Source organism: Arsenophonus endosymbiont of Crataerina pallida, from assembly GCF_964020125.1.
Lineage (GTDB): Bacteria > Pseudomonadota > Gammaproteobacteria > Enterobacterales > Enterobacteriaceae > Arsenophonus > Arsenophonus nilaparvatae.
Genome location: NZ_OZ026540.1, coordinates 1,228,701 through 1,250,180, shown reverse-complemented (window position 1 = coordinate 1,250,180; position 21,480 = coordinate 1,228,701). Strand labels below are relative to the sequence as shown.

Sequence of the window (21,480 nt, the reverse complement as noted above, 5' to 3'; positions counted from 1 at the left end):
AAAAATAAATATATATTGGTATACAAAATATTGTAAAGTCTTTTTTGTTTATTTTTGTATATTTCTTATTACCGTAAAAAAACACTGGCTGTTATCGGCCTAAAGGAGACCTGTATGGCAAAGAAAAAAGCGGCAACCAGCCTGTCTGTAACTACCGCGGACAATATCACGATTGCGGGGGGGGGGGGCAATTGCATACCCTGAAAAAAATGCAGCAAACAGTGCCCAGCAGGAGGTGATGGCACGTTTTGGCGATGGGCTGCCCTATGAACGAGAGAGGATTGTGCATGAAGCGCGCTTCTATATGGCACAAAGTGCCGAAGCCATGCTGGAGGCGGGAAAGCGGTTGATTATTCTGAAAGAGAATGAGCCGCATGGAGAGTTTGTAAATATCGTAACAAGCCAGTTAGGGCTAGCTGAAAGAACCGCTCAAATTATGATGAAGGCATCGCTAAAATATTTATCACCTCAATTAGGTGGAAAAGCGCAGACGTTTGCGGCTCTCGGCAAGGCAAAACTCTATGAGCTGATGTTGGAAGACGATGAAGACCTCGCTGAACTCGCCGAAGGCGGCACTATCGCAGGTCTGACCCTCGACGAAGTTGACCGGATGTCGGTACGGGAATTACGGGCAACATTACGTAAAGATGAAGCGGCGCTTAAACGCAGCCAGCAACTGGTGGCCGAAAAAGAGAAGCAACTACAACAGTTAAGCCAACAACTGGCGGGCAAAACCTCGTCGGTTGCTGCGAGCGATGAACAAATACCCGTTGATGCCCAGCAGTGGGTCACGCTGACACTCGAAGGCGTGGGAGATCGCCTCAAATCCGAGCGCCTGCGGTTGGGGCTTAGCCAGGAGATCTTCGCCGAACGCTGTGGGGTTAAAAAGCTCACTCAGTATAATTATGAAAAAAGTGAGCGACATCCGGATGCGGGCTACTTAATCGCGGCAAAAGCGTTAGGAGTCGATCTTCTTTATGTGATGACCGGTGAGCGCAGCGATGAAGCCAGTGCGCTCGATGTGGTGAGGGATGAGGAGGAAGCCACTTTATTGACGACGTTCCGACACATCCCTGGTGAAACACGCGAGGTGGCACAACGTACCCTGGCTGCAATGGCAGAGAAAAAATCCACTCGTCACCGCGCTTAAGTCTTCCCTGCATTCGTGGCCGCAAAAGGGATTATTTGACGGTAATAATCAGCTCACGCCGTTGGGTGGGCTGATTGCTATTGAGACTATACCGAATCGGTACGCTCTCCATCTCGAACCCCTGAAACACTGCCCGCATTTCAGGAATATCATTGACCGAAATAATCATCATCCCCGCCAGGTCTCGTCCCATCCCCGCCAGTTTTTCGTATTGTTCCAGACCAAAATCGACGCCATAGCCTTCCGTTCCCCAATACGGCGGGTCGCAGTAAAACAGCGTGTGCGGACGGTCATAACGGGCAATACAGCTGGCCCAATCCAGGTGTTCAATGGTGGTGCGTGATAATCGCAGATGAGCGAGCGATAACTCTTCTTCCATGCGCAACAGGTTCAAGCGTGGCGCAGTGGTGGTGGTCACACCAAAGGTGTGATCCGCCACCTTGCCGCCGAACGCCTGTTTTTGCAGGTAATAGAAACGGGCTGCCCGCTGGATATCGGTTAAGGTCTCGGTCGGCGTGATGTTTAGCCATTGATACATCGCTCGGCTGACCAGCGCCCATTTAAACTGGCGCATAAACTCTTCCAGATGGTGTTTCAGCACCCGATAGAGATTGACCAGCTCGCCGTTGATATCGTTAATCACTTCCGCTTTGCTCGGTGACTTCATAAAGAAGAGCGCCGCTGCGCCACAAAACGGCTCCACGTAGCAGGTATGCGCAGGGAAGCGCGGTAAAATCTGTTTTGCCAGCCGCCGTTTACCGCCTATCCAGGGCAGTATCGGTAAAAAATGTTGCTGCATTGTCTGTAAGCCTTTTTCACTAATGGAAATTCGTGTAGACTCTTTCCTGTCCTCGAGGACGGAAAGCGCCACGGTTGACTCACAGGTTCGGTCTGTGTGTTGACGGCCTGTCCGGTGTGACTGCACTGGGTGGGTCGCGCTTTTTCCCTTGCCCCGTTAGGGGCTAATGACTGCGCCTAACCTAACCGTTCACCCATCCTCCCACTAGTAAACCGCTTTAAAAGCGTTTAGCGACCTGCCTTGTCACACTGTCTGCCTGATTCTCAGGGAGATGGTGATGAAAACACGAAAAAAATTAATCTTACCGCCCTTAACCACCCCGCGATTAAGCGGTTGGTTGCTCACCGCTGCCGGTTTGTTGCTGGTGATTGGCCTGGTCTCGCCACAGCAATTACCGGTGGTGCTCTACAAGCTGGCTTTGATTACCCTGGCGGCGGTGGTCGGTTACTGGCTTGACCGCTCGCTGTTCCCCAAGGCCCGCCCCGGTCAATACCTGCACCATGACCATCCCGAGGTGGCGCAGGGCCGTCATCCGGTGCGCGGCGGCTGCCATCAGGTGTTTGCTGCTGCACAACTGCGCCGGGCGCTGATTGTTGCAGCCGTTTGCCTGGCTGTGGCTACGGGGCTTTAACGATGACTCTCTATATGTACGGGCCTCAGGTTGTCTGGGCTGTGCTGGTACTGCTGAAACTGGGCATCGAGTTAGCCCTCCACGGGCAGGCCCGTACGAGTAAGCACAGTTTCTGGGGGCAGCTCTTTCGTTCGGCCACGGTAGCCTGGCTGCTCTGGTGCGGTGGTTTCTTCAGCCAGGCCAGAGCGGCACAGCCACCGCAGACGTCCCTGCAGTACCGTGCTGATGTGATCCGCAATGCGCGCCTCGAATGGGGAATGTCTGCGCCAGTGGCAGACTTTGCCGCGCAGCTGCATCAGGAGGGCGGATGGCGAGCAAATGCAGTTTCACCGCTTGGCGCTCAGGGGATGGCACAGTTTATGCCTGCCACCGCCGACTGGATTAGTCAACGGGTACCTGGGCTGAACAGCCGGGAGCCGTTTAATCCGGCATGGGCTATCCGGGCGCTGGTCAGCTACGACCGCTGGCTGTGGCAGCGTGTCAGTGCTGTTGATGACTGTGAGCGCATGGCGATGACCCTGTCGGCCTACAACGGTGGCCTGGGCTGGGTACAGCGTGACCGCCGTCTGGCGGAAAGTCAGGGGTACGATAGCCGCCGCTGGTTTGACAGCATTGAGCGAGTCAATGCCGGACGTCGCGTGAATGCCTGGCGTGAGAATCGTCATTATCCACGCCGCATTTTAAAAAGCCTGGCCCCCCTTTACCTGAGTTGGGGAGGGGCAAGCTGTGTTTAGTTCAGTCAGCCTAAAAAGCCTCGGCGGGGTGCTGGTGATGGCTCTGCTATCGGGCATCTGGTGGCACGGCTACACGCAAGGCAGCCATCGGGCAACGCAGAGGAGCGAGGCAACCCTCCATCAGCTGCGTGAAACATTTGCAATGCAGGAAAAGCAACGCGCCGAGCAGGCCGCGCAAGCCCTGCGAGTCCTGCAGCAACGTTTTGCCCATCAGGTGCGGGTCGCCCATCAGGCCGAACAGGACTACCTGACGCGTATTGAGCAGCTTCGCACTCAAACCCAACAATTAACCCGGCGGATAGATGATGTTACCCAACGTTGGCAGGATGAAAAAGGCCAGCCGCATGCTGTGTCCTGCGTATTTACTCGTGGCTTCGTGCAGCACTACAACGCCGCCCTCGGTGTGTCCGACGCCAATGATTCAGGCGCTGCCGCCGCTCCCGGCGGCGCTGGCAACACGCCCCAGCCCACTGCGCCCGCTGGTGAGCCGCTCAGACCCAGCCCGGTCACCCAGCGCGATATCCTCGCCAATATCACCGACAACGGGCAGCAATGTCAGGTCTGGCGGGCACAGGTAAACGGGCTACTGGATTATATTGAAGGATTAACACCATGACATTACAGGTCGATTTTTGGGTACTGGTGAGCTATCTGTTCGGACTGGCAGGCTTTTTGGGTGGGCTGGCCCGCTGGTTTATCCGGGAGACGGAAAAGCGCCAGGCCGAGCGGTTTGCGTCACTGGAGCGGTTAATGCGCGAGGCATCCGATAAAGGGTCGCGCCTTGAGCGTGAAGTCCTGGAGTTCAAAGTGGAAGTGCCGGCGCGTTATGTCCGGCGCGACGAATTTATTCATTATCAGCAGGTGGTGGAGTCACGGCTTGACGCGATTTACCAGAAGCTGGAAACGATACAACTGCGTCAAGTGACGGGAGGATAAGGATGATAGAGACCGAACAGGTGCGCCGCGAAGGGTTGCGCTGGGTGTTACTGCAGGTGGTCAACAAGGCACGGCCCTATCCGGCCAATGACCGGCTGCTATGGGATGTGGGCCATTCGCTCTACCCGGACATGACCATGCTGGAGCTGCAAAAAGAGTTACTGTTCCTTGAGGGCTTAAGTCTGGTTCGCCTGACCCGACCGCCAGCACGTGCCTGGACTGCCACGCTAACGCCGGAAGGGGTGAATCTGGTGGAATACGTCACCGACGATATCCCCGGGATTGCCCGCCCGGCCAAATACTGGAGGGAGTGACGATGGCACCGCGCAGTCATATCGAGGTATTGCCCCCATCGGTACGTGAATGGCTCGACCGGGCGCTGACCGAGCGCAATTTCAGTGGCTACCGGGAGCTGGAGACGTTGCTGCGTGATAAAGGGTATAGCATCGGTCGGGCGCAGATTTCCCGTTACGGTCAAAAGGTGCAGCGCCGCTTTGCCGCCATTCGTGAAGCCACCGAAATGGCACGCGTCATTACCGAAGGGGCGGAAGACGACCAGGACAAACGCTCGGAGGCGATTATCGCCACCATTCAGGCCGATATCCTGACCGCGCTGATTGACGTACGAGAAGCCAGTGATGACGAGATGGAGCCCGCCGAGCGCGCATCCCTGTTAGCCAAAGTGGGTAAAAGCATTGCCACCCTGACCCGCTCGTCAGTCAGCCTCAAACGCTATCAGGCAGAGGTGCGCGAGAAAATCGCCGCCCGTCTCGATGAGCTGGAGCAGGAAGCGGCGCAGCAAGGTAAAGCACATGTCAGTCTGGATACGCTGAAGCGGGTGCGTGAAGAAATTTACGGGATTATCGCATGAGCAAAAATGTTGAACTCTACCCTTACCAGCAGCGCTGGCTGCTTGACCGGTCGCGCTTTAAAATCGGCCAGTTTGCCCGCCAGACCGGCAAAACCTTTACCACCACGCTGGAGCTGGTTGACGACTGCTTTGAGACCGAGGCCCGTGGCGGTCGTACCCGCTGGGTCATTCTTTCGCGCGGTGAACGACAGGCCAAAGAGGCGATGGAAGAAGGCGTCAGAAAGCATTGCCAGGCTTATAGTCTGGTGGCGCGTGAGTTTGAAGGTTACCTGATGGGCAGTGGAGGTGAGCGTTATACGATGCTAGAGGCGGTGCTGCCCGGCGGCTCGCGTATTACCGCACTCCCGGCCAACCCGGATACGGCGCGCGGCTTTGCCGCCAATGTGTTTCTCGATGAGTTCGCCTTTCATGCCGACAGCCGCAAAATCTGGACGGCGCTATTTCCGGTGATATCGAACGGCTACAAGCTGCGCGTCACCTCCACCCCTAACGGCAAAGGCAACAAATTCTATGAACTGATGACCGATGCGTCATTAGATACCGTCTGGTCACGCCATGTGGTGGATATCTATCAGGCGGTGCGTGAAGGGCTGCCGCGCGATATTGCCGACATGCGTGCTGCCTTGAACGACGAGGATGCGTGGGCGCAGGAGTTTGAACTCAAATGGCTCGATGAAGCATCAAGCTGGCTCTCCTATGAACTGATTGACGGCGTAGAGCATGACCTGGCGGGCATTCCTGAGCACTATGCCGATGGCCCCTGTTTTGTCGGCGTTGATATCGCCACCCGTCATGACCTGTTTGTGATTTGGGTGATTGAGCAGGTGGGGGATGTGTACTGGACGCGCGACATCATTACCCGCAAACGGGCCACCTTTGCCGAGCAGGACGCGCTGCTCGATGATGTCTTTTTTCGCTACCGGGTACTGCGTTGCTGCATTGACCAGACCGGCATGGGCGAAAAGCCGGTGGAAGATGCCAAACGCCGTCATGGTACCCATCGCGTCGAGGGGGTGCTGTTTACCGCCGGTAATAAACTCACGCTGGCCACGCGCGGCAAAGAAATCTTTGAAGACCGCCGGTTGCGTATTCCGCAAGGTGACAAGGATTTACGGGCTGACCTGCACAAGTTAACGCGCGTGACCGGCCCGACCGGTGCCCCGCGCTTTGTGGCCGATAGCGATGCCAGTGGCCATGCTGACCGCACTTGGGCCTGTTTTCTGGCGCTCAATGCCGCCGACAGCCCGACCGGGCCGGGACGTGTTTACTCCCGCCGCCCCGGCAGGCTAACCGATTACTGGAGGGTTATTAATGGCACAAGGACTCTATGTGACACCGACCGAATTTGTCGCCTTCGCTGACCCGCGTCGGCCACTGATGCGCACGATTGCCTCGCGCGAGCGCAGCCCGGCAGGCATTCTGGGGTTTACCCAGTGGCTGCCTAACCCGGACGTTATTCTTAAATCCCTGGGGCGCGACATCAGCGTCTACCGTGAACTGCGCGCTGAGCCGCTGGTCGGCAGCAGCATTCGCCGCCGTAAATCAGCGGTCAAGGCGCTGGAGCGGGGACTGACGCCCCGCAATGCCGATCCGGCGGTGGTGGATTTTCTGCGTGAGGTGATGGAAGGCTGGGATATCGACCGTATCATTGGCGAGCTGCTGGATGCGGCCTTCTTTGGCTACCAGCCCGCTGAACTGACCTGGGTCAAACGTCACGACCGCCTGCAGGTCAGTGATATTGTCGGTAAACCGCCGGAGTGGTTTAGCTTTGATGACGGCAACCAGCTGCGCTTTCGTGCCAGACAGGCCGGGCTGGCCGGTGAATTATTGCCGCCGCGCAAGTTTGTGGTGGCAACACAAGATGCCACCTTTGATAACCCCTACGGCTTTCCTGACCTGTCGATGTGCTTCTGGCCGGTGGCGTTTAAAAAAGGCGGCTGGCGTTTCTGGATGCGCTTTACCGAGAAGTACGGCAGTCCCTGGCTGGTTGGCAAACACCCACGCGGCACCGCCGATGCGGAAATTGACCTGCTGCTCGATTCGCTCGACAAGATGGTGGAAGACGCGGTGGCGGTTATTCCCAATGATTCCACGGTGGAAATCATTGAATCGGCGGGCAAGGGTGCCTCCAGCGACATCTATCGCCATCTGATTGAACTGGCGCGCTCTGAAATCGTCATTGCCCTGCTGGGACAAAACCAGACCACCGAAGCAGAGACCACGCACGCCTCGGCGCAGGCCGGACTGGAAGTCGCCGCCGATATCCGCGATGGCGATGCGTCCATGGTGATGAGTGCCATCAATCAGGTACTGCGGTTTATGGTGGAGCTTAACTTCGGTGAGGTGCCGATGCCTTCATGGGAGCTGTGGGCGCAAGAGACCATTGACGAGACCCAGGCCAAACGCGATTTGAGCCTGTCTCAGGCCGCGACGCTGTTTACCCCGCAATACTTTATGCGTGAGTACAACCTGCAGCCGGGCGACCTGCGCGAGTCTGCGGTCATGACGCCCCTGACGAACGCGGCCTTTGCCGAGACGCAGTCCGACGCCGCCGGGCTGGCAGAGGATGAACTGGAGCACGCGCTGGAGAGTCTGATAACCAGCGGGCAACGGGATAAGGCCATGCAGCCGATACTGGCTCCGCTGTTTGCCGCCGTCGAGCAGGGCCAGTCTCCCCAGGCATTAATGGGCATGCTGGCAGAAATGTATCCGCGTATGGCGGCTGACCGTCTGCAAGCGCACCTGGCGCGGATTTTATTTGTGGCGAACATCGCCGGGAGGCTCAGTGCTCAACAGTAACGACATTGCCGTCTGTTTTGGCCTGCCGCCTGCACGCGCCATTGCCTACCTCAGAGCCAAGGGCTACCGCATCACCTGGGACTGGGAGGAGATGTGGCAGGAAGCGCATGCACAAGCCTTTACCGTGGCGAAAGTGATGCGCCTCGATATTCTGGAGGATATCCGCCAGGCACTGGAAAAAGCCCTGGCGGAAGGCAAGACACTGCAGTGGTTTAAAAAGGAACTGACATCGGTGCTACAGGCTAAGGGATGGTGGGGAAAAACCGATACCACCGACCCCGTCACGGGCGAGCCGGTCACCGTCCAGCAGGGCAGTGCATGGCGGCTGGAGACGATTTACCGCACCAATCTCTCTATGCTCTACAGCGCCGGACGTTGGGCCGAGCAGCAGGCCAATATCGATGATCGGCCTTACTGGATGTACGTGGCCATCCGCGATAACCGTACGCGCAAAAGTCATCTGGCACTGCACGGATTGGTTTTCCCGGCGGATGATCCGTTCTGGCAGACTTTCTATCCCCCTAACGGCTGGCGCTGTCGCTGCAGCGTGATTGCGCTCTCCGCCGACGACGTTCGTCAGCGCGGGCTGGCGGTGGGGACGGCAGCCGGTCGACTGGAGACGGCGCTCAGACTGGTCTCTGAAAAAACCGGGGAAATGAAGCCGGTGACCACGTTTCATTTACCGTCCGGTAAAACCCTCAGTCCGGACGTCGGCTTTTCCTATACACCCGGTCGTGCTTACGAGCCTGACCTCGCGCGCTACGGCGGCCCGCTGGCTGTACTGGCGCGTCAACAGTTACGAGGGCTATCATGAAAGACCTGATGCACATTCAGATTGATGCCCGCGAACTGGCAAAGGCGCTACGCGACCTGAGCCTCGCCGGGCAGGACATGACGCCGCTGATGCGCGCACTGGCAGAAACCCTCAAGACCGAAACCGACCTGAACTTCGAGGATGAGGGGCACCCGGCCTGGCAGCCTTCCGTGGCCGCCTTGGCGCGCAAGGGGATGACCTTGTCGGCCAGTGGCCAGCTACGCGGCAGTGTCACCACCGATTACAGTAGCCATCATGCGGCGCTTGGCAGCAACCTCGATTATGCGCGTATTCATCAACTGGGCGGCAAGGCCGGACGCCAACGCCGCGTCACCCTGCCTGCGCGACCGTATCTGCCTGTGGATGAGCAGGGTGCGCTTCAGCCCGGTACCGAACAAAAACTGCTGGCGTCGGTGCTGCGCTATCTGGAACGGGCCACCCGCCGCTAACGCCCGTGGCGCGTTTTACGGCGTTCAGGCGGGTCAGTTTACCCCTGAACGCCCTGACGGCCTTTATAAACCTTTATAAAGGCTTTCCTGTATAAAGGCTTTCCTGCGCCATTTTTATCACCTGCGTTGACGGTCGTCGCCTTTTAACGGCATGATGTGGGTGACCCGCCGTTATCCGTACATTCTTAAACCCCTTTAAAAGCCTGCCCCGTTTTCACACGCCACACTGTCCCCCTGTCTATTGACCGGAGGGGACATGAGCACACTCCATATTTTCAAAACCGGTACGCATACCGATATGCACGGCAACCGGATCCAGTTTAGCGAAGCGGCGGTCGCGGCGATGGTGCAGGCTTACGATCCGGCGCTGTACGATGCGCCTATCGTGGTCGGGCATCCTGCGCTCGACTCCCCTGCCTACGGCTGGGTAAAAAGCCTGGTGGCACAGGGTACTGATGTGCTGGCTGAACCCCAGGACGTCGACCCGGCCTTTGCCGAACTGGTGGCGCAAAAACGCTACAAGAACATTTCTGCCTGTTTCTACTCCCCCGATGCGCCCGGCAACCCGAAGCCCGGTAACTGGTATTTGCGCCATATAGGTTTTCTCGGCGCACAGCCGCCCGCGATTAAGGGCCTCAAGCCTGCCGCGTTCAGTGAAGCGGAAGAAGGCGTGGTCGAGTTTGCCGACTGGAGCAGTACAACCAGTGCGTCACTGTTCGCCCGGCTGCGTGACTTTTTGATTGAGAAATTTGGCCGTGAAGCGACCGAGGCGGCGCTCCCTGCGTGGCAAATCGACGCGCTGCGCGACGCAGGCCAGGAAAGCGACAGCGTGCGTCCGGCTTTCACTGAAAGCACACCTGCCGCCCCAGCATCCCCTACACCATCAATTCCCCCCACCACTGAGGACAACACTGTGGATGAGAAAGAAACGCTGCGCCTGGCGCAGGAGAACGCTGACCTGAAGCGTCAGCTTGAGGCGCGTCGTCAGGCCGACAGTCAGGCCGAACAACGTCAGCGCCATGAAATGAATGCCGCCTTTGCCGACGGTCTAGTCAGCGAAGGGCGTCTTGCCCCTGCCGCCAAAAACGTGGTGGCGGCGCTGCTGGATGCGGTTGAACGCGGCGACTCGCCGGTGGCCTTCAGCGAGGGCAGTCTTACCCAGCCGCTGGGCGAGGCGTTTCGCGCCGTGCTGAAAACCGCCCCGCCGCTGGTCAGTTTCAGCGAGGTGGCGACCAAGGCACGCGGCAACCCGTTGGGGCAGTCGTTGGAGTTTGCCGATGCTGACCCGGTCGCGCTGGCCCTGCACCAGAAAGCGCAGGCCCTGGCGACGTCTGAAAACATCAGCTATGAAGCGGCGGTCAAGCGCTGCCTGTAAGGAGAGAGTATGTCTGATTATCTCAAGGGGAAGCGCATCGCTGACCCGGTACTGACCACCGTCGCCCGTGGCTATAAAAATGCCGCGTTTATCGGTGAGCAGCTGTTCCCGATGGTGATGATGGAAAAGGAAGGGGCGAAAGTGCCCACCTTCGGCAAGGGGCTGTTTGCGGTGTATGAGACGCAACGCGCCGTCGGTGCCGACAGCAATATCATGATCCGCGAAAAGCAGGACGCGATGGATATCGTGCTGGATGAACATGATTTGGCCGCGCCGGTGGATTACCGGGAACAGGCAGAGTCGATGTTCAACGAGGAAGCCAAGGCCGCACGCCGCGCCACCAATGGCATTGAGCTGCGCCGCGAAGTGTATGTGGCCGAGCTGGCACAGAACACCAAGATCTACCCGGCCGATGCCGTCAAAAAACTCACCGCCGCCACCGGCTGGGGAGCCAAGGACAGCAACCCCCTCAAGGATATTGAAGCCGGCATGGAAATTGTTCGCCAGAACATTGGTCTGCGACCGAATGTGATCACGCTCGGTGCATCCGTGATGGCCCTGCTGCGTTTTCATCCCGCTCTGCAGGCTGCCATCGGTGCCAATGAGCGCAAGCGCATCACCGAGGAGATCCTCAAGGACCTGTTCCAGGTGGACAAGGTGCTGGTCGGCGCGCCACGGGCGATCGCCGAGGACGGCAAAAAGGTCTCCGACCTGTGGAAGGACAACGTGATGCTGCATTACGTGTCCGGGCCACAGGCCAGCGGCGACAGCGCCGATGAACACGAGCCGTCATTTGGTTACACCTTCCGCCGTCAGGGTATGCCGAGGGTCGATAAGTTTGACAGTGCCGGGGGCAAGGTGGTGAACGTGCGTTACACCGATATCTACAAGGTGGCGGTGGTGGGCAGTGATGCCGGTTATCTTATCACCAACGTAAAAGGAGCCTGAGTCATGGTGACCCAACAGGTGGTGCTGACCACCACAATGATTGCCGCCGAGGCGTTAATCCAGCACCGACTGGTCGGTATCTCCGGCAAGGTGTTTAAAGGCAGCGGCGCAGAGCTGGGCGTGGCGGCGGTAGACGGTAAAACCGGCGATGCCGTCCCGGTTAACGTGATAGGCATTATGGCGGTGGAAGCCGGGGGCGCAGTCAGTGCCGGTGAATATGTGAAAGCCGATACCGAGGGGCGTGTTATCCCTGAAAGTCCACTGGATAAGGGGGCGTTGCCCGTTTCTACGGTGGGGGTCGCGCTCGATAGCGCCACTGCCGAAGGCCAGCTTATCCGCATGGTGCGAGGTATCTGATGGATTACTGCACACCCGATGATGTGGCGGCGGTGATTCCCCGCCAGACGCTGATTGAGCTGACGCAGGATGGGGTGAGCATGGCGATTTGCCAGGCGCTACCGGAAGTGGTTAATGAGGCCGTGGTCAGTGAGGCTATCCGGTATGCGGTCGAGCTGATTGATGCGCATCTGCGCGGGCGCTATACCCTGCCGCTGACGCAGGTACCCACTGTCCTTAAGGATTTGGCGCTGAATCTGGTGTGCCATGCCCTCTATCGCCGCCGCCCTGAAGGTGACCTGCCGGACGCGGTGAAGGAAAGCTACCGCGCCACCGAGAAAACCCTGGTGGCATTGCGCGACGGCAAGCTGACGCTGGGCATTCAGGCGACACAGAAGGATATGCCCGAGCCGGGGGAATACCGTGTCCGCAGCCGGGAACGGCAGTTCGGTGGCCGTGATGGCCTGTTGGAGCGCTACTGATGGATACCCTTACCCTACTGAGTGCGGTGGTTGAACGCTTGCGCCTTCAGCTGCCAGGGCTGCATGTGGATTTTTTCCCCGAACGGCCTGAGCAGTTTCGCCTGAACCATCCGCACGGGGCGGTGCTGGTCAGCTACGGCAAATCCCGCTTTGGCCAGACGCAGGATATCGGGGTAGTTATTCAGCCGCAGACCGTCAGACTGACCGCCACGGTGGTAGTGAGACAGCTTAACGGCAAAGACGGCGCGGTGGCGGTACTTGACCAGGTGCGCCAGTGTCTGGGCGGCTGGCGTCCACCCGACTGCCAGCGTGATATCTGGCTGGTCGAGGAGGTCTTTTTGGGGCAGACCGAGGGGCTGTGGCAGTACGCGCTCACTGTTGAGACCGTGACGGTCTTTATCCAGAACGACAGCCCCGAAGACAATCCCCCATTAACCCATATAACCCGTGAGGAGCAATAAAGATGGCCCTGTTTCGTTATGACGGCCCACCCAGTGGCGTCACCCTGCGTACCGGCGAGGTGCTGCAGGAAGTCCTGCTCTGGCCAGGGCGGGAAGTGAAAATGCCGGAAGATCATGAGTACACCCAGACACTGGTGTGTCTCGGCTATCTGACGCGCCTGGATGCGCAACCAGTCTACATTGAACCGGCGGCGCGTCCGGTGACATCCCGGCCTGCCGCCACCCCCTCGCCGACAGCGAAGGCGGGAGAGCGTAAAACAGACAACCCGCGCACGGAAGGAGAAAAAGCATGAGCGATCCCTATGTACACGGCCCGGAGACCATTGAGGTCGAGCGCGGCCCCCGTCCGGTACGAGGCTCTAAATCATCGGTGATAGGACTGATAGGCACCGCCCCGACCGGCCCGGTGAATAAACCGATACAATGCCTGTCAGAAAAGGACGCGGCCCAGTTTGGCCCGGAAATCGACGGTTTTACCATACCGCAGGCGCTGCGGGCGATTTACGATCATGGAGCCGGTACGGTGGTGGTTATCAACGTACTGGATCCAACACGGCACACCCAGCACGTGGATGAAAATGACCTGAAATTTGATGTACAGCATCAACGTGCCGGACTGCGCTATGGCTATGTCAGCCATCTGGTATTGAAAAGCGCCGACAGCAAAACCACGTATCGGCGAGAGACGGATTATCAGCTTGAGCCGATAAGCGGGACGCTAACGCGGCAAGCCAAAGGCGCTATCCCGGCAGGCGAAGCCTGTATCGCCAGCTACGATCATCTGGATACCGGTCAGGTCACGCCGGCAGATATTCTGGGCAGTATCGATACCGCCGGACGACGGAGCGGCATCAAGGTGCTCGACGATGTTTATAATCTGCTGGGCTATGACGCCAAAATTTTGATTGCACCGGTCTATTGTACCCAGACCTCGGTCACGGCGGAGCTGGCGGCCTATGCCGACAAGCTCAAGGCTATCGCCTATGTGGATGCGCCGATTGGCACCACCTTTGCGCAGGCTATCGCCGGTCGCGGGTCGGCGGGTACCATCAACTTCAACACCGCCTCCGAGCGGGTGCGCCTGTGCTATCCGCATGCCCTGGTCTATGACAAGGCCAGCAACAAAAATCGCCTGGAGCCGCTCTCGCAACGCGCGGCGGGATTGCGGGCGAAAGTCGACCTGGAAAAAGGGTTCTGGTGGTCGTCCTCCAATCAGGAGATTGCCGGGATTGTGGGTATGGAGCGGGCGCTGTCGGCGAAACTTGGTGATGCCCAAAGTGAAGTTAACCAGCTTAATGAAAACGGCATCACCACGGTATTTAACGGTTTTGGTACCGGTCTGCGCCTATGGGGCAACCGTACGGCTGCGTTTCCGACCGTCACCCATATGAAGAACTTTGAAAACGTGCGGCGCACCGGCGATATGCTCGACGAGGCGCTGCGCTTTTTCAGTCTGCAGTATATGGACAGGCCCATCGATCAGGCATTGATTGATGCCCTGTGCGAGTCGGTCAATGCCTACGGGCGCAAGCTGATAGGCGATGGGGCATTGCTTGGCTTTCGCTGTTGGTATGACAAGGCACGTAACACGCAAGAAGCGCTGTCTGCCGGGCATCTGCTGCTGAATTACGCCTATACCCCGCCCCCTCCGATGGAGCGGCTGACCTATGAAACCGAGATCACCGCCGAGTTTCTGGCTAACCTGAAAGGAAGCGTGTCATGATAAGGAGAGGTGGACGCCCGGTATTACGTCAGCGCCACTGTGTGGCGGTGATAAGCGGGCGTCTAATAAAAGAAAACAGCGGCGATGCGCGGCCCTGTGCTGTCAGCGGCATTAATGTTATCGAGGAGAATGCGTATGACCGGTAAAATTCAGCTTAACGCCATTAGCAATGCCAATATTTACGTTAATGGCAATAATCTGCTGGGCAGGGCCGAAGAGGTGAAGTGCCCGGAGATACAGGCCATCATGCAGGAGCGCAAGGCGCTCGGTCTGGTGGGCAAGATAGAGTTGCCCTACGGTTTTGACAAACTGGAGGGGGAAATCAAGTGGAACAGTTTCTACGCCGATGTCGCCCGGCTGGTCGCCAACCCGTTTAGCACCTACCAGCTGCAGTGCCGTTGCAGTGTTCAGCAGTTTGCCAGCCAGGGTCGGTTCAATGAAGTGCCGATGGTGACCTATATGACGGTGATGTTCAAAAAGAACCCGCTGGGCACCTTCAAGCAGCATGAGGATCCGGATTTAAGCAGCGCCTTTACCTGCACCTATATCAAGCAGGTGCTGGATGGCGAAGAATTACTGGAGCTGGACTACATGGCGAATATTTTTCGCGTCGGCGGGGTGGATATGCTGGCAGACTACCGGGCCAATATTGGTGGTTAGCGGGTGATCCCTTTTCAGCGGTGTTATCACGCCGCTATTGTCAACGACGGTCGAAAAGTGATCCACTTTTAGCACGTACCAACGGTTGAATAGTGATCCACACTTTTTAATGGTGTTTAAAAGACCCTGACCGCACCAAAAGACAGACTGTCAGGGTCAAGATCATCCTCTCAATCCAGGAGCTTATTATGCACGACACTTACCCCCTGCGTTTTCCCTATCCGCTCGCCAACGGCGAGACGCTGACCCAGGTCACCGTGCGGCGTTTGACCGTGCGCGACATGAAACAGGTACGCAAGCAAAGTCAGGATCCGTCTGATTTGGATGAATTGCTGGTTGCCAGCATGACCGGGTTGTTGCCGGAAGATTTGGACAAAATGGATCTGGCGGATTACCAGGCATTGCATGGCCGATTTCGCGACTTTGCGGGGCTGGATACAGTATCCGGGACAACTGCGTAAGGCGGAGGCGTTACTGGCAAGGTGGTTTCGCTGGCAGCCCAGTGAAATTGAGCGGCTAGCGGTAGAAGAATTTGAGGGCTACCTTAAGGAAGCGGGCGAACAGATAAAGCGCGAATACGGCGAATAGTCCAAAAAAGAAAGCGAAAAAAACCTTCAGTGGCGAAAAAAGCCAGTGCGATAAAGGGACCAAAACAGAACGCAAGAAGGGCTAAAGCCAGGCTAATTACGGCTGTAGCAATGCCGGACATCATAAAAATGGTTATCCAGGATTCGCTTTTGGCCACCATAGGTTCTATTACCCAGTACAGGCCATAGCAATAACATACAGTGACCACCATACCGATCAGCACGTTAAAGATATTAAGACGTGTTTCCATGGTTGCTCTCCTCATTGATTATTAGTGAGTTTACCATTATGGCAAGTAGTTTTTCAATTGGCATTGTCGTTTCCGCTGCCTTGCACGGCACGTTTCGGGCTGTCATGGGAAATTCGCAGCGCGCGCTGGAACGGCTCAGTTCAGCGACCAGTCAACTCCAGCAGCGTCAGGCATCGTTGACACGCGCGGTAAGTCGATATGGCGACATTGGCGGCGATGCTGCCCGTCGCCTGAACGGTGAACTGATCCGGGTTGGCCATACCCTGTCCCGGCTGGAAAGGCAGCAGGCTCGCCTGACGCGTGTTACTGCCACTTCGACTGCCTTACGTGATAATCGCCTGAAAATTTACGGTCAGGGACTGGAAACTTATGGCATGGCGCGCGCTGCCTATGGTGCCGTTCAACCGTCAGTAAAACAGTTCATGACTTTCCAGGACAACATGATCGACATGGCGATCACGGCGGGCTTTAACACGAAAACCCGTGACGCGCTGGGAAAAGATATTCGCGTCTGGAGCCTGAAGTACAACCAGACTCAGGACGATTTACAGGCGGCAAGCAGTTCACTGATTGGCAATAATATTGATGATTTGGATGATCTGCGCGCCTACCTGCCAAGTATTGCCCGCGCGGCGACGGCCACAAAAACCCCAGCAGAACTGTGGGCGCAAGCCGCTTTTACCACCAAACAATCATTAGGCATCGCAGCCAAAGATTTTGCTGCCGTACAGAACATCATGACCTATGGGGGTAAAGCAGGATCGTTTGAAATTGCTGATCAGGTGAAGTGGTTACCCGAGCTAGCCCCACAAATGGCGAGTGTAGCGCAGGGTAAGGAGGCCGTTGCGGAGATGGTGGCCGCCTTACAGGTGGCAAAAATTGGGGCGGGCAGTTCAGATAAAGCAGCGAACAATTTTAATAATTTTCTCGAAAAACTGTATGCCCCAGAAACAAGAAAACGCTTTGCCGATGTGCATATCGATATTGAAAAGTCGTTAATGCAGCAAAAAGCGTATGGCATTTCACCGATTGAAGGGATGATGAATACCCTGCAAACCTATCTGGCGCGAAAAAGTCCGCAAGCCCTGGCACAATTTAAATCGGCGATGGCACTGCAAGACGATAAGGCTCGCGATAAGGCGTTATTGGCACTTCAGCAAAATTTTGGGCTGGGTGAGCTGTTCGCCGATATGCAGGTGATGGCTTTTGTCCGTCCGATGCTGGCCAATATGGAGAAGTACCGCACTATCCGTGCTGAATCCTTGAGCACCGCCAACACCGACGTGCAGGCGGAGGACTATTCCAAGCGACTGGCATCGCCGATTGAGAAAATGAAGCAATTGATGATCGCCAGCAGTGATCTGGGGATCAGTATCGGGGAGCAGCTCACACCGCAAGTCGTCGGATTTGTCGATACGGTTGTGCCCTTGATAACGCAGATCAACAGCTGGGTTCAGGCTAACCCTCAACTTGTGCAAAGCATTGCCGGTGTGGTTGGGGGATTGCTGGCCTTTAAAATCGGACTATTTGGTGTGCGAATGGTGTTAAACTTGGTCGCTACCCCATTTGTCTCGCTTTTGAAGGGCTTTCAGACAGTTCGCAGCGGCTGGTTACTGATGTCTGCCGCCTTTAGCCAGGGCGGTAGCCTTCGCCGCCTGACCGGCTTTATGGGCCGACTCTCACGTGGCGCGTTGCGTCTGGGCAAGGTGCTTGGCGGTGGACTGGTGCGTGGTCTGATGATAGCGGGACGTGCCGTGCTGTTTATCGGTCGGGCACTGATGCTGACCCCCATTGGGCTGCTGATTACTGGCATTGCTGTGGGGGCTTTCCTGATTTACCGCTACTGGGGGCCTATCAGCGCCTGGTTCAAAGCCCGCTGGGCGGATATTAAACAGGCGTTTTCCGGCGGTATCGGGGGTGTCGCGGCGCTGATTATCAACTGGTCGCCGGTGGGGCTGTTCTATAAGGCGTTCGCGGGCGTCATGCGCTATTTCAATATTGAGTTACCTGCCAATTTTACCGATTTCGGTCGCAACCTGATTGAGGGGCTGGTCAGTGGTATTCGCAGCAAGCTGACGGCGGCGAGAGAGAGTATCACCGAGTTTGGTGGCAGTATCAAAAGCTGGTTTAGCGAGACGCTGGGCATTAATAGCCCTTCGCGGGTCTTTATGGGTTTTGGGGACAATATCGTTGAAGGTGCCGCTATCGGTATCCGACGCACCACCCCGAAAACCCGCAGTGCCACTACCGACTGGCTGGCGGCGTTGTTGCAGGCTGGTGCAGGACTGGCATTGCCGGGTCTGCCTGGCTGGCGACCCGCACCCATCCCCTCGGTGCCGAACGGGGCGGGTCATGGCATGGCAGGCCAGGGGGTATCGTGGTGCATTTTAGTCCCAACATCGCGCTTGATGGCCGGTCGCAAACCCCTGGTTCGGCGGTACAGCAGGCGTTGAGTCTGGGTGCGCGCGAACTGGAGCAGATGCTGGCGCGCGTACTGCAACAACAGCAGCGCAGGAGGCTGGAATAATGTTTGCCGTATTGGGGGATATCCCTTTTCAGCTGGGTACCAGCTTTGATGCTTTGGACGGCACCTTTGGCAATGACTTTGCCGAGCAGGCACGCATTGGCCACAAGCCGGGCTTACAGTTTACCGGGGCAAAACTGGATGAATACCATCTGACCCTGGTGCTTCATCAGCGTTATTGTGACCCGGCGCGTGAGTGGCAACGGCTGCAGGCGGCGAGCCGTGCCCATCAGGCGCTGGCCTTTGTGCTGGGTAACGGCGATTACAAGGGCTGGTTTGTGATCACCGACCTGTCGCTCAGTACCCAGCTTTGCAGCGCGCAGGGCAGTGCCCAGGCGCTGTCGGTTGAGGTGACGCTGCGCGAATATACCGGCGACCCGCAAAAGCCGCTCAGACCCCCTGCCGTCAAAGGTGGGTTGCCAAACCTGAATCAGACCCGGCAGGCGGCCTTGCCCGCGGCGGGACTGGGCCAGACGCTGCGCCAGGCGGTGGGCTTTGCCCGGCAGGCGCAATCGGCGCTACAGACCGCCTCCAGTGTCATCCGGGTCGCACGACAGATGAAAAGTAATCCGGTGGCGGCGCTGACCCGCGTACCCGGCGTATTAACCAGCCTGGGCGATGTGGCCGCGCCGCTGGCACAATCGCACCCCTGGCTACGCCAGTTAACCGGCACCTTACCCGACGCCATCCCGCTCCTGCGGGCGAGCGGTGAGGCGGCCACGATGATAGACCATGCCCAGGCTACCCTGCGCGGCCTTGCGCCGGGCGAGAGTCAACAGCTGCCCGGTGCGCTCGATACCGTCGCCGGTCTGGTTGGTAATGCCGTGACGGTGTACCAGCATCAGTCCGCACCGCTCAGTCGCCTGGCCAGCCGTATTATTAGCAGGAGGGGATAATGATGGCTACCGAAACCCCTGACGTCATTATCCATACCACCCGCCAAGGCGAACGCTGGGACACCCTGGCGCATCACTATTATGGCGATCCGTTCGGCTATGGGCGCATCATTATGGCTAACCCGCAGGTAGCCATTACTGCGTCGCTCCCGGCAGGCGTACAGCTGCTTATCCCTATCATCGCGGCAGATGACACCGAGGAGAACATACCACCGTGGCTGCGCTAACTCCCCTGTCCGACACGATAACCCCGGTAGATACGCCTACCTTTACCCTGCATTACGACCAGAAAGATATCTCGCGGGAAGTGACGCCTTATGTGTTGTCGGTGAGCTTTACCGACCGGCTGGCCGGGGAAGCCGATGAAATTGACGTTGAGCTGGAAGACAGTGACGGTCGCTGGCGTGAGGCTTGGTATCCAGGTAAAGGCGATAGCCTGACGCTGGCGATAGGTCTGGCCGGTCAACCGCTGCTGGCGTGCGGGACGTTCTCGCTGGATGAGCTGGAATTTTCCAGCCCGCCGGACAGCGTACGGTTACGGGGGCTATCGGCTCCGGTGACCCGCGCGTTGCGTACCCGCAGTAACCGGGCTTTTGAAGCCACCACGCTGCGGGCAATCGCCAGCCGGATAGCCAAAAAACATCATCTGCGGCTGGAAGGGTCCCTTGCGCCTTTGACGCTCGACCGGGTGACGCAGTATAACGAAACCGATCTGGCGTTTATCACCCGACTGGGGCGTGAGTATGGCTATATTGTCAAGGTGACCGATAAGGCGCTGGTGTTTTCCCATCGCGCGACATTGCGCGAAGCCACGCCGCTGTTGACGCTGACGCCATCAGCGGTGAGTCGCTTTACCCTGCGCGATACACTGAATCGCATTTATCAGCAAGGCAAGGTTAAATATCAGGACACCCGCACCAAAAAACTGGTCACCGTCGGGGTGCTGGCCGATGGCAGCATCGGCACGGTGGCAGAGGAAACCGTCCCTGCCAAGGGAAGCCGAACCACCAGTGCCGATACGCTGCACATGCAAAACCGGGCACGCACCCGCGATGAAGCGGTCAGTAAACTGTGCGCCGGACTTAACCGCCACAATGAATACCAGCGCACAGCAAATCTCAGCCTGCCGGGTCAGACCCGGCTAAAAGCCGGTATCACGGTGCAACTGGCGGACTTCGGTCGCTTGTCCGGAGTCTGGCTCGTCACCTCGGTGCGGCATGACCTTAACCGGCAAAGCGGCTATACCTGCGAACTGGAGTTAGGTCAGGGGCCGATTGCCAATGCGCATAAAAAAGGCAAGGCCAGCAATCCACAGACGCTGATGGTCATCGGCAAAAAAGCCGACGGCAGTATTGGCGTGGTGACAACAGAAACCCCCGTTGCACAGGAGAAAACCCGATGAGCGGTATCAAATTTACCACGGGCACGGTGAGTGCGGTGGATGAGAAAACAGTGCGGGTACGCGTTCGCCTGCCGGAGCTGGATAATCTGCGTACCGCCTGGCTTGAGGTGTTGCAGCGTAACACGCAGAACAACAAGGATTACTGGCTGCCGGATATTGGCGAGCAGGTCAAACTGTTACTTGACCCCTATGGCGATGATGGTGTGGTGCTCGGCGCGGTCTATTCACAGGTCGACCGACCGGCGATTGCGTCACGCGACAAACGCCGGGTCGATTTTGCCGATGGCACCTTTGTCGAGTATGACCGCAAAACCCATACGATGGCCGTCGGCGGCACCCTCCAGACCCTAACGTTGATCACTCAGGCTAATGTGCTTATTCAGACGCAAAATGCGACGGTGAAAGCGAGTCAACAGCTCATACTCGATGCACCTGATACCCTTACGACCGGTAACCTGACGGTGCAGAAGCAACTCACTTACCTGGGCGGTATGAGCGGCTCGGGTGGCAAGGGTGTGGCAGCCACCATTAACGGCGATATCAAGGCCAGCGGTGATATCCGGGCCGGGAACGTGTCGCTGGAGAACCATCAGCACAGTAACGGTCATGAGGGCAGGCCAACCGGCAAGCCGATATAAGCGCTTGCAGGCTT

28 protein-coding genes are annotated in these 21,480 nt (G+C 57.6%); 26 read left to right on the top strand and 2 right to left on the bottom strand.

Translation table 11 applies throughout. From position 1 onward, the window contains the following. Nucleotides 1-238 precede the first annotated feature (238 nt). On the top strand, nucleotides 239-1,150 hold the full coding sequence (locus AACL31_RS20970) for a helix-turn-helix domain-containing protein (protein ID WP_409013956.1): 912 nt from the start codon (nucleotides 239-241) through the stop codon (nucleotides 1,148-1,150). A 31-nt stretch (nucleotides 1,151-1,181) separates the two neighbouring features. Here AACL31_RS20970 and AACL31_RS06490 read toward each other — a convergent pair whose 3' ends face one another. Then, nucleotides 1,182-1,949: a DNA adenine methylase gene (locus AACL31_RS06490; RefSeq protein WP_310512930.1), complete on the bottom strand. Its 768-nt coding sequence runs from the start codon at nucleotides 1,947-1,949 to the stop codon at nucleotides 1,182-1,184. A 277-nt stretch (nucleotides 1,950-2,226) separates the two neighbouring features. Here AACL31_RS06490 and AACL31_RS06485 point away from each other — a divergent pair, with 277 nt between their 5' ends. The 20 genes from AACL31_RS06485 (at nucleotide 2,227) to AACL31_RS06390 (ending at nucleotide 15,629) form a co-directional block, all read left to right on the top strand. Then, entirely contained in the window at nucleotides 2,227-2,580 is a 354-nt protein-coding gene (locus tag AACL31_RS06485; RefSeq protein WP_310512923.1) for a putative holin, read from the top strand. 14 nt (nucleotides 2,581-2,594) lie between these two features. Beyond that, nucleotides 2,595-3,314 (top strand): transglycosylase SLT domain-containing protein, encoded by a 720-nt coding sequence (locus AACL31_RS06480; RefSeq protein WP_310512931.1) that lies wholly within the window; start codon nucleotides 2,595-2,597, stop codon nucleotides 3,312-3,314. Then, nucleotides 3,307-3,930, top strand: a complete 624-nt coding sequence (locus AACL31_RS06475; RefSeq protein ID WP_310512924.1) for a hypothetical protein — start codon at nucleotides 3,307-3,309, stop codon at nucleotides 3,928-3,930. Before AACL31_RS06480 ends, AACL31_RS06475 begins: the two co-directional genes overlap by 8 nt. Next, nucleotides 3,927-4,250, top strand: coding sequence for a hypothetical protein (locus AACL31_RS06470; protein WP_310512925.1), 324 nt, complete (start codon nucleotides 3,927-3,929; stop codon nucleotides 4,248-4,250). The genes AACL31_RS06475 and AACL31_RS06470 overlap by 4 nt, the downstream gene beginning before the upstream one ends. 2 nt (nucleotides 4,251-4,252) lie before the next feature. Further along, the gene (locus AACL31_RS06465; protein WP_310512926.1) at nucleotides 4,253-4,564 is read left to right on the top strand and encodes a hypothetical protein; all 312 of its coding nucleotides are present in this window, start codon (nucleotides 4,253-4,255) and stop codon (nucleotides 4,562-4,564) included. A gap of 2 nt (nucleotides 4,565-4,566) precedes the next feature. Beyond that, entirely contained in the window at nucleotides 4,567-5,121 is a 555-nt protein-coding gene (locus AACL31_RS06460; protein ID WP_310512927.1) for a DUF3486 family protein, read from the top strand. Next, on the top strand, nucleotides 5,118-6,482 hold the full coding sequence (locus AACL31_RS06455) for a terminase large subunit domain-containing protein (protein ID WP_339053855.1): 1,365 nt from the start codon (nucleotides 5,118-5,120) through the stop codon (nucleotides 6,480-6,482). The genes AACL31_RS06460 and AACL31_RS06455 overlap by 4 nt, the downstream gene beginning before the upstream one ends. Further along, complete coding sequence (locus AACL31_RS06450) at nucleotides 6,433-7,920, top strand: DUF935 domain-containing protein (RefSeq protein ID WP_310512929.1); 1,488 nt, start codon at nucleotides 6,433-6,435, stop codon at nucleotides 7,918-7,920. The genes AACL31_RS06455 and AACL31_RS06450 overlap by 50 nt, the downstream gene beginning before the upstream one ends. Beyond that, nucleotides 7,907-8,734 (top strand): phage minor head protein, encoded by an 828-nt coding sequence (locus AACL31_RS06445; protein ID WP_310513453.1) that lies wholly within the window; start codon nucleotides 7,907-7,909, stop codon nucleotides 8,732-8,734. The genes AACL31_RS06450 and AACL31_RS06445 overlap by 14 nt, the downstream gene beginning before the upstream one ends. Beyond that, nucleotides 8,731-9,183 (top strand): phage virion morphogenesis protein, encoded by a 453-nt coding sequence (locus tag AACL31_RS06440; RefSeq protein WP_310513442.1) that lies wholly within the window; start codon nucleotides 8,731-8,733, stop codon nucleotides 9,181-9,183. Before AACL31_RS06445 ends, AACL31_RS06440 begins: the two co-directional genes overlap by 4 nt. Nucleotides 9,184-9,439: 256 nt before the next feature. Then, nucleotides 9,440-10,558, top strand: a complete 1,119-nt coding sequence (locus AACL31_RS06435; RefSeq protein WP_310513443.1) for a peptidase — start codon at nucleotides 9,440-9,442, stop codon at nucleotides 10,556-10,558. Between the two features lie 9 nt (nucleotides 10,559-10,567). Continuing rightward, nucleotides 10,568-11,506, top strand: a complete 939-nt coding sequence (locus AACL31_RS06430) for a hypothetical protein (protein WP_310513444.1) — start codon at nucleotides 10,568-10,570, stop codon at nucleotides 11,504-11,506. Nucleotides 11,507-11,509: 3 nt separating this feature from the next. Next, nucleotides 11,510-11,863, top strand: a complete 354-nt coding sequence (locus AACL31_RS06425; protein WP_310513445.1) for a capsid cement protein — start codon at nucleotides 11,510-11,512, stop codon at nucleotides 11,861-11,863. Next, complete coding sequence (locus AACL31_RS06420) at nucleotides 11,863-12,324, top strand: DUF1320 domain-containing protein (protein ID WP_310513446.1); 462 nt, start codon at nucleotides 11,863-11,865, stop codon at nucleotides 12,322-12,324. The genes AACL31_RS06425 and AACL31_RS06420 overlap by 1 nt, the downstream gene beginning before the upstream one ends. Continuing rightward, nucleotides 12,324-12,785 carry a Gp37 family protein gene (locus tag AACL31_RS06415; RefSeq protein WP_310513447.1) on the top strand — a complete coding sequence of 154 codons (462 nt, stop codon included), beginning with the start codon at nucleotides 12,324-12,326 and terminating at the stop codon, nucleotides 12,783-12,785. Before AACL31_RS06420 ends, AACL31_RS06415 begins: the two co-directional genes overlap by 1 nt. Nucleotides 12,786-12,787: 2 nt before the next feature. Next, complete coding sequence (locus AACL31_RS06410; RefSeq protein ID WP_310513448.1) at nucleotides 12,788-13,078, top strand: hypothetical protein; 291 nt, start codon at nucleotides 12,788-12,790, stop codon at nucleotides 13,076-13,078. Then, the gene (locus tag AACL31_RS06405; RefSeq protein WP_339053854.1) at nucleotides 13,075-14,508 is read left to right on the top strand and encodes a phage tail sheath subtilisin-like domain-containing protein; all 1,434 of its coding nucleotides are present in this window, start codon (nucleotides 13,075-13,077) and stop codon (nucleotides 14,506-14,508) included. Before AACL31_RS06410 ends, AACL31_RS06405 begins: the two co-directional genes overlap by 4 nt. Then, nucleotides 14,505-14,654, top strand: coding sequence for a hypothetical protein (locus tag AACL31_RS06400; RefSeq protein ID WP_339053495.1), 150 nt, complete (start codon nucleotides 14,505-14,507; stop codon nucleotides 14,652-14,654). Before AACL31_RS06405 ends, AACL31_RS06400 begins: the two co-directional genes overlap by 4 nt. Further along, nucleotides 14,644-15,168 carry a phage major tail tube protein gene (locus AACL31_RS06395; protein WP_310513450.1) on the top strand — a complete coding sequence of 175 codons (525 nt, stop codon included), beginning with the start codon at nucleotides 14,644-14,646 and terminating at the stop codon, nucleotides 15,166-15,168. The genes AACL31_RS06400 and AACL31_RS06395 overlap by 11 nt, the downstream gene beginning before the upstream one ends. Nucleotides 15,169-15,356: 188 nt before the next feature. Then, entirely contained in the window at nucleotides 15,357-15,629 is a 273-nt protein-coding gene (locus AACL31_RS06390) for a phage tail assembly protein (protein ID WP_280632355.1), read from the top strand. Between the two features lie 83 nt (nucleotides 15,630-15,712). Here AACL31_RS06390 and AACL31_RS06380 read toward each other — a convergent pair whose 3' ends face one another. Next, nucleotides 15,713-16,006, bottom strand: coding sequence for a hypothetical protein (locus AACL31_RS06380; RefSeq protein WP_310513134.1), 294 nt, complete (start codon nucleotides 16,004-16,006; stop codon nucleotides 15,713-15,715). 38 nt (nucleotides 16,007-16,044) lie between these two features. Here AACL31_RS06380 and AACL31_RS06375 point away from each other — a divergent pair, with 38 nt between their 5' ends. From AACL31_RS06375 to AACL31_RS06355, 5 genes are all read left to right on the top strand, one after another. Next, complete coding sequence (locus AACL31_RS06375; protein WP_339053497.1) at nucleotides 16,045-18,459, top strand: phage tail tape measure protein; 2,415 nt, start codon at nucleotides 16,045-16,047, stop codon at nucleotides 18,457-18,459. A 73-nt stretch (nucleotides 18,460-18,532) separates the two neighbouring features. After that, complete coding sequence (locus AACL31_RS06370) at nucleotides 18,533-19,426, top strand: phage tail protein (RefSeq protein ID WP_339053498.1); 894 nt, start codon at nucleotides 18,533-18,535, stop codon at nucleotides 19,424-19,426. Next, nucleotides 19,426-19,653, top strand: a complete 228-nt coding sequence (locus AACL31_RS06365; protein ID WP_310513007.1) for a tail protein X — start codon at nucleotides 19,426-19,428, stop codon at nucleotides 19,651-19,653. Before AACL31_RS06370 ends, AACL31_RS06365 begins: the two co-directional genes overlap by 1 nt. Continuing rightward, on the top strand, nucleotides 19,641-20,828 hold the full coding sequence (locus AACL31_RS06360) for a phage late control D family protein (protein ID WP_310513008.1): 1,188 nt from the start codon (nucleotides 19,641-19,643) through the stop codon (nucleotides 20,826-20,828). The genes AACL31_RS06365 and AACL31_RS06360 overlap by 13 nt, the downstream gene beginning before the upstream one ends. After that, nucleotides 20,825-21,466 carry a phage baseplate assembly protein V gene (locus tag AACL31_RS06355; protein WP_310513009.1) on the top strand — a complete coding sequence of 214 codons (642 nt, stop codon included), beginning with the start codon at nucleotides 20,825-20,827 and terminating at the stop codon, nucleotides 21,464-21,466. The genes AACL31_RS06360 and AACL31_RS06355 overlap by 4 nt, the downstream gene beginning before the upstream one ends. Nucleotides 21,467-21,480: the final 14 nt, after the last annotated feature.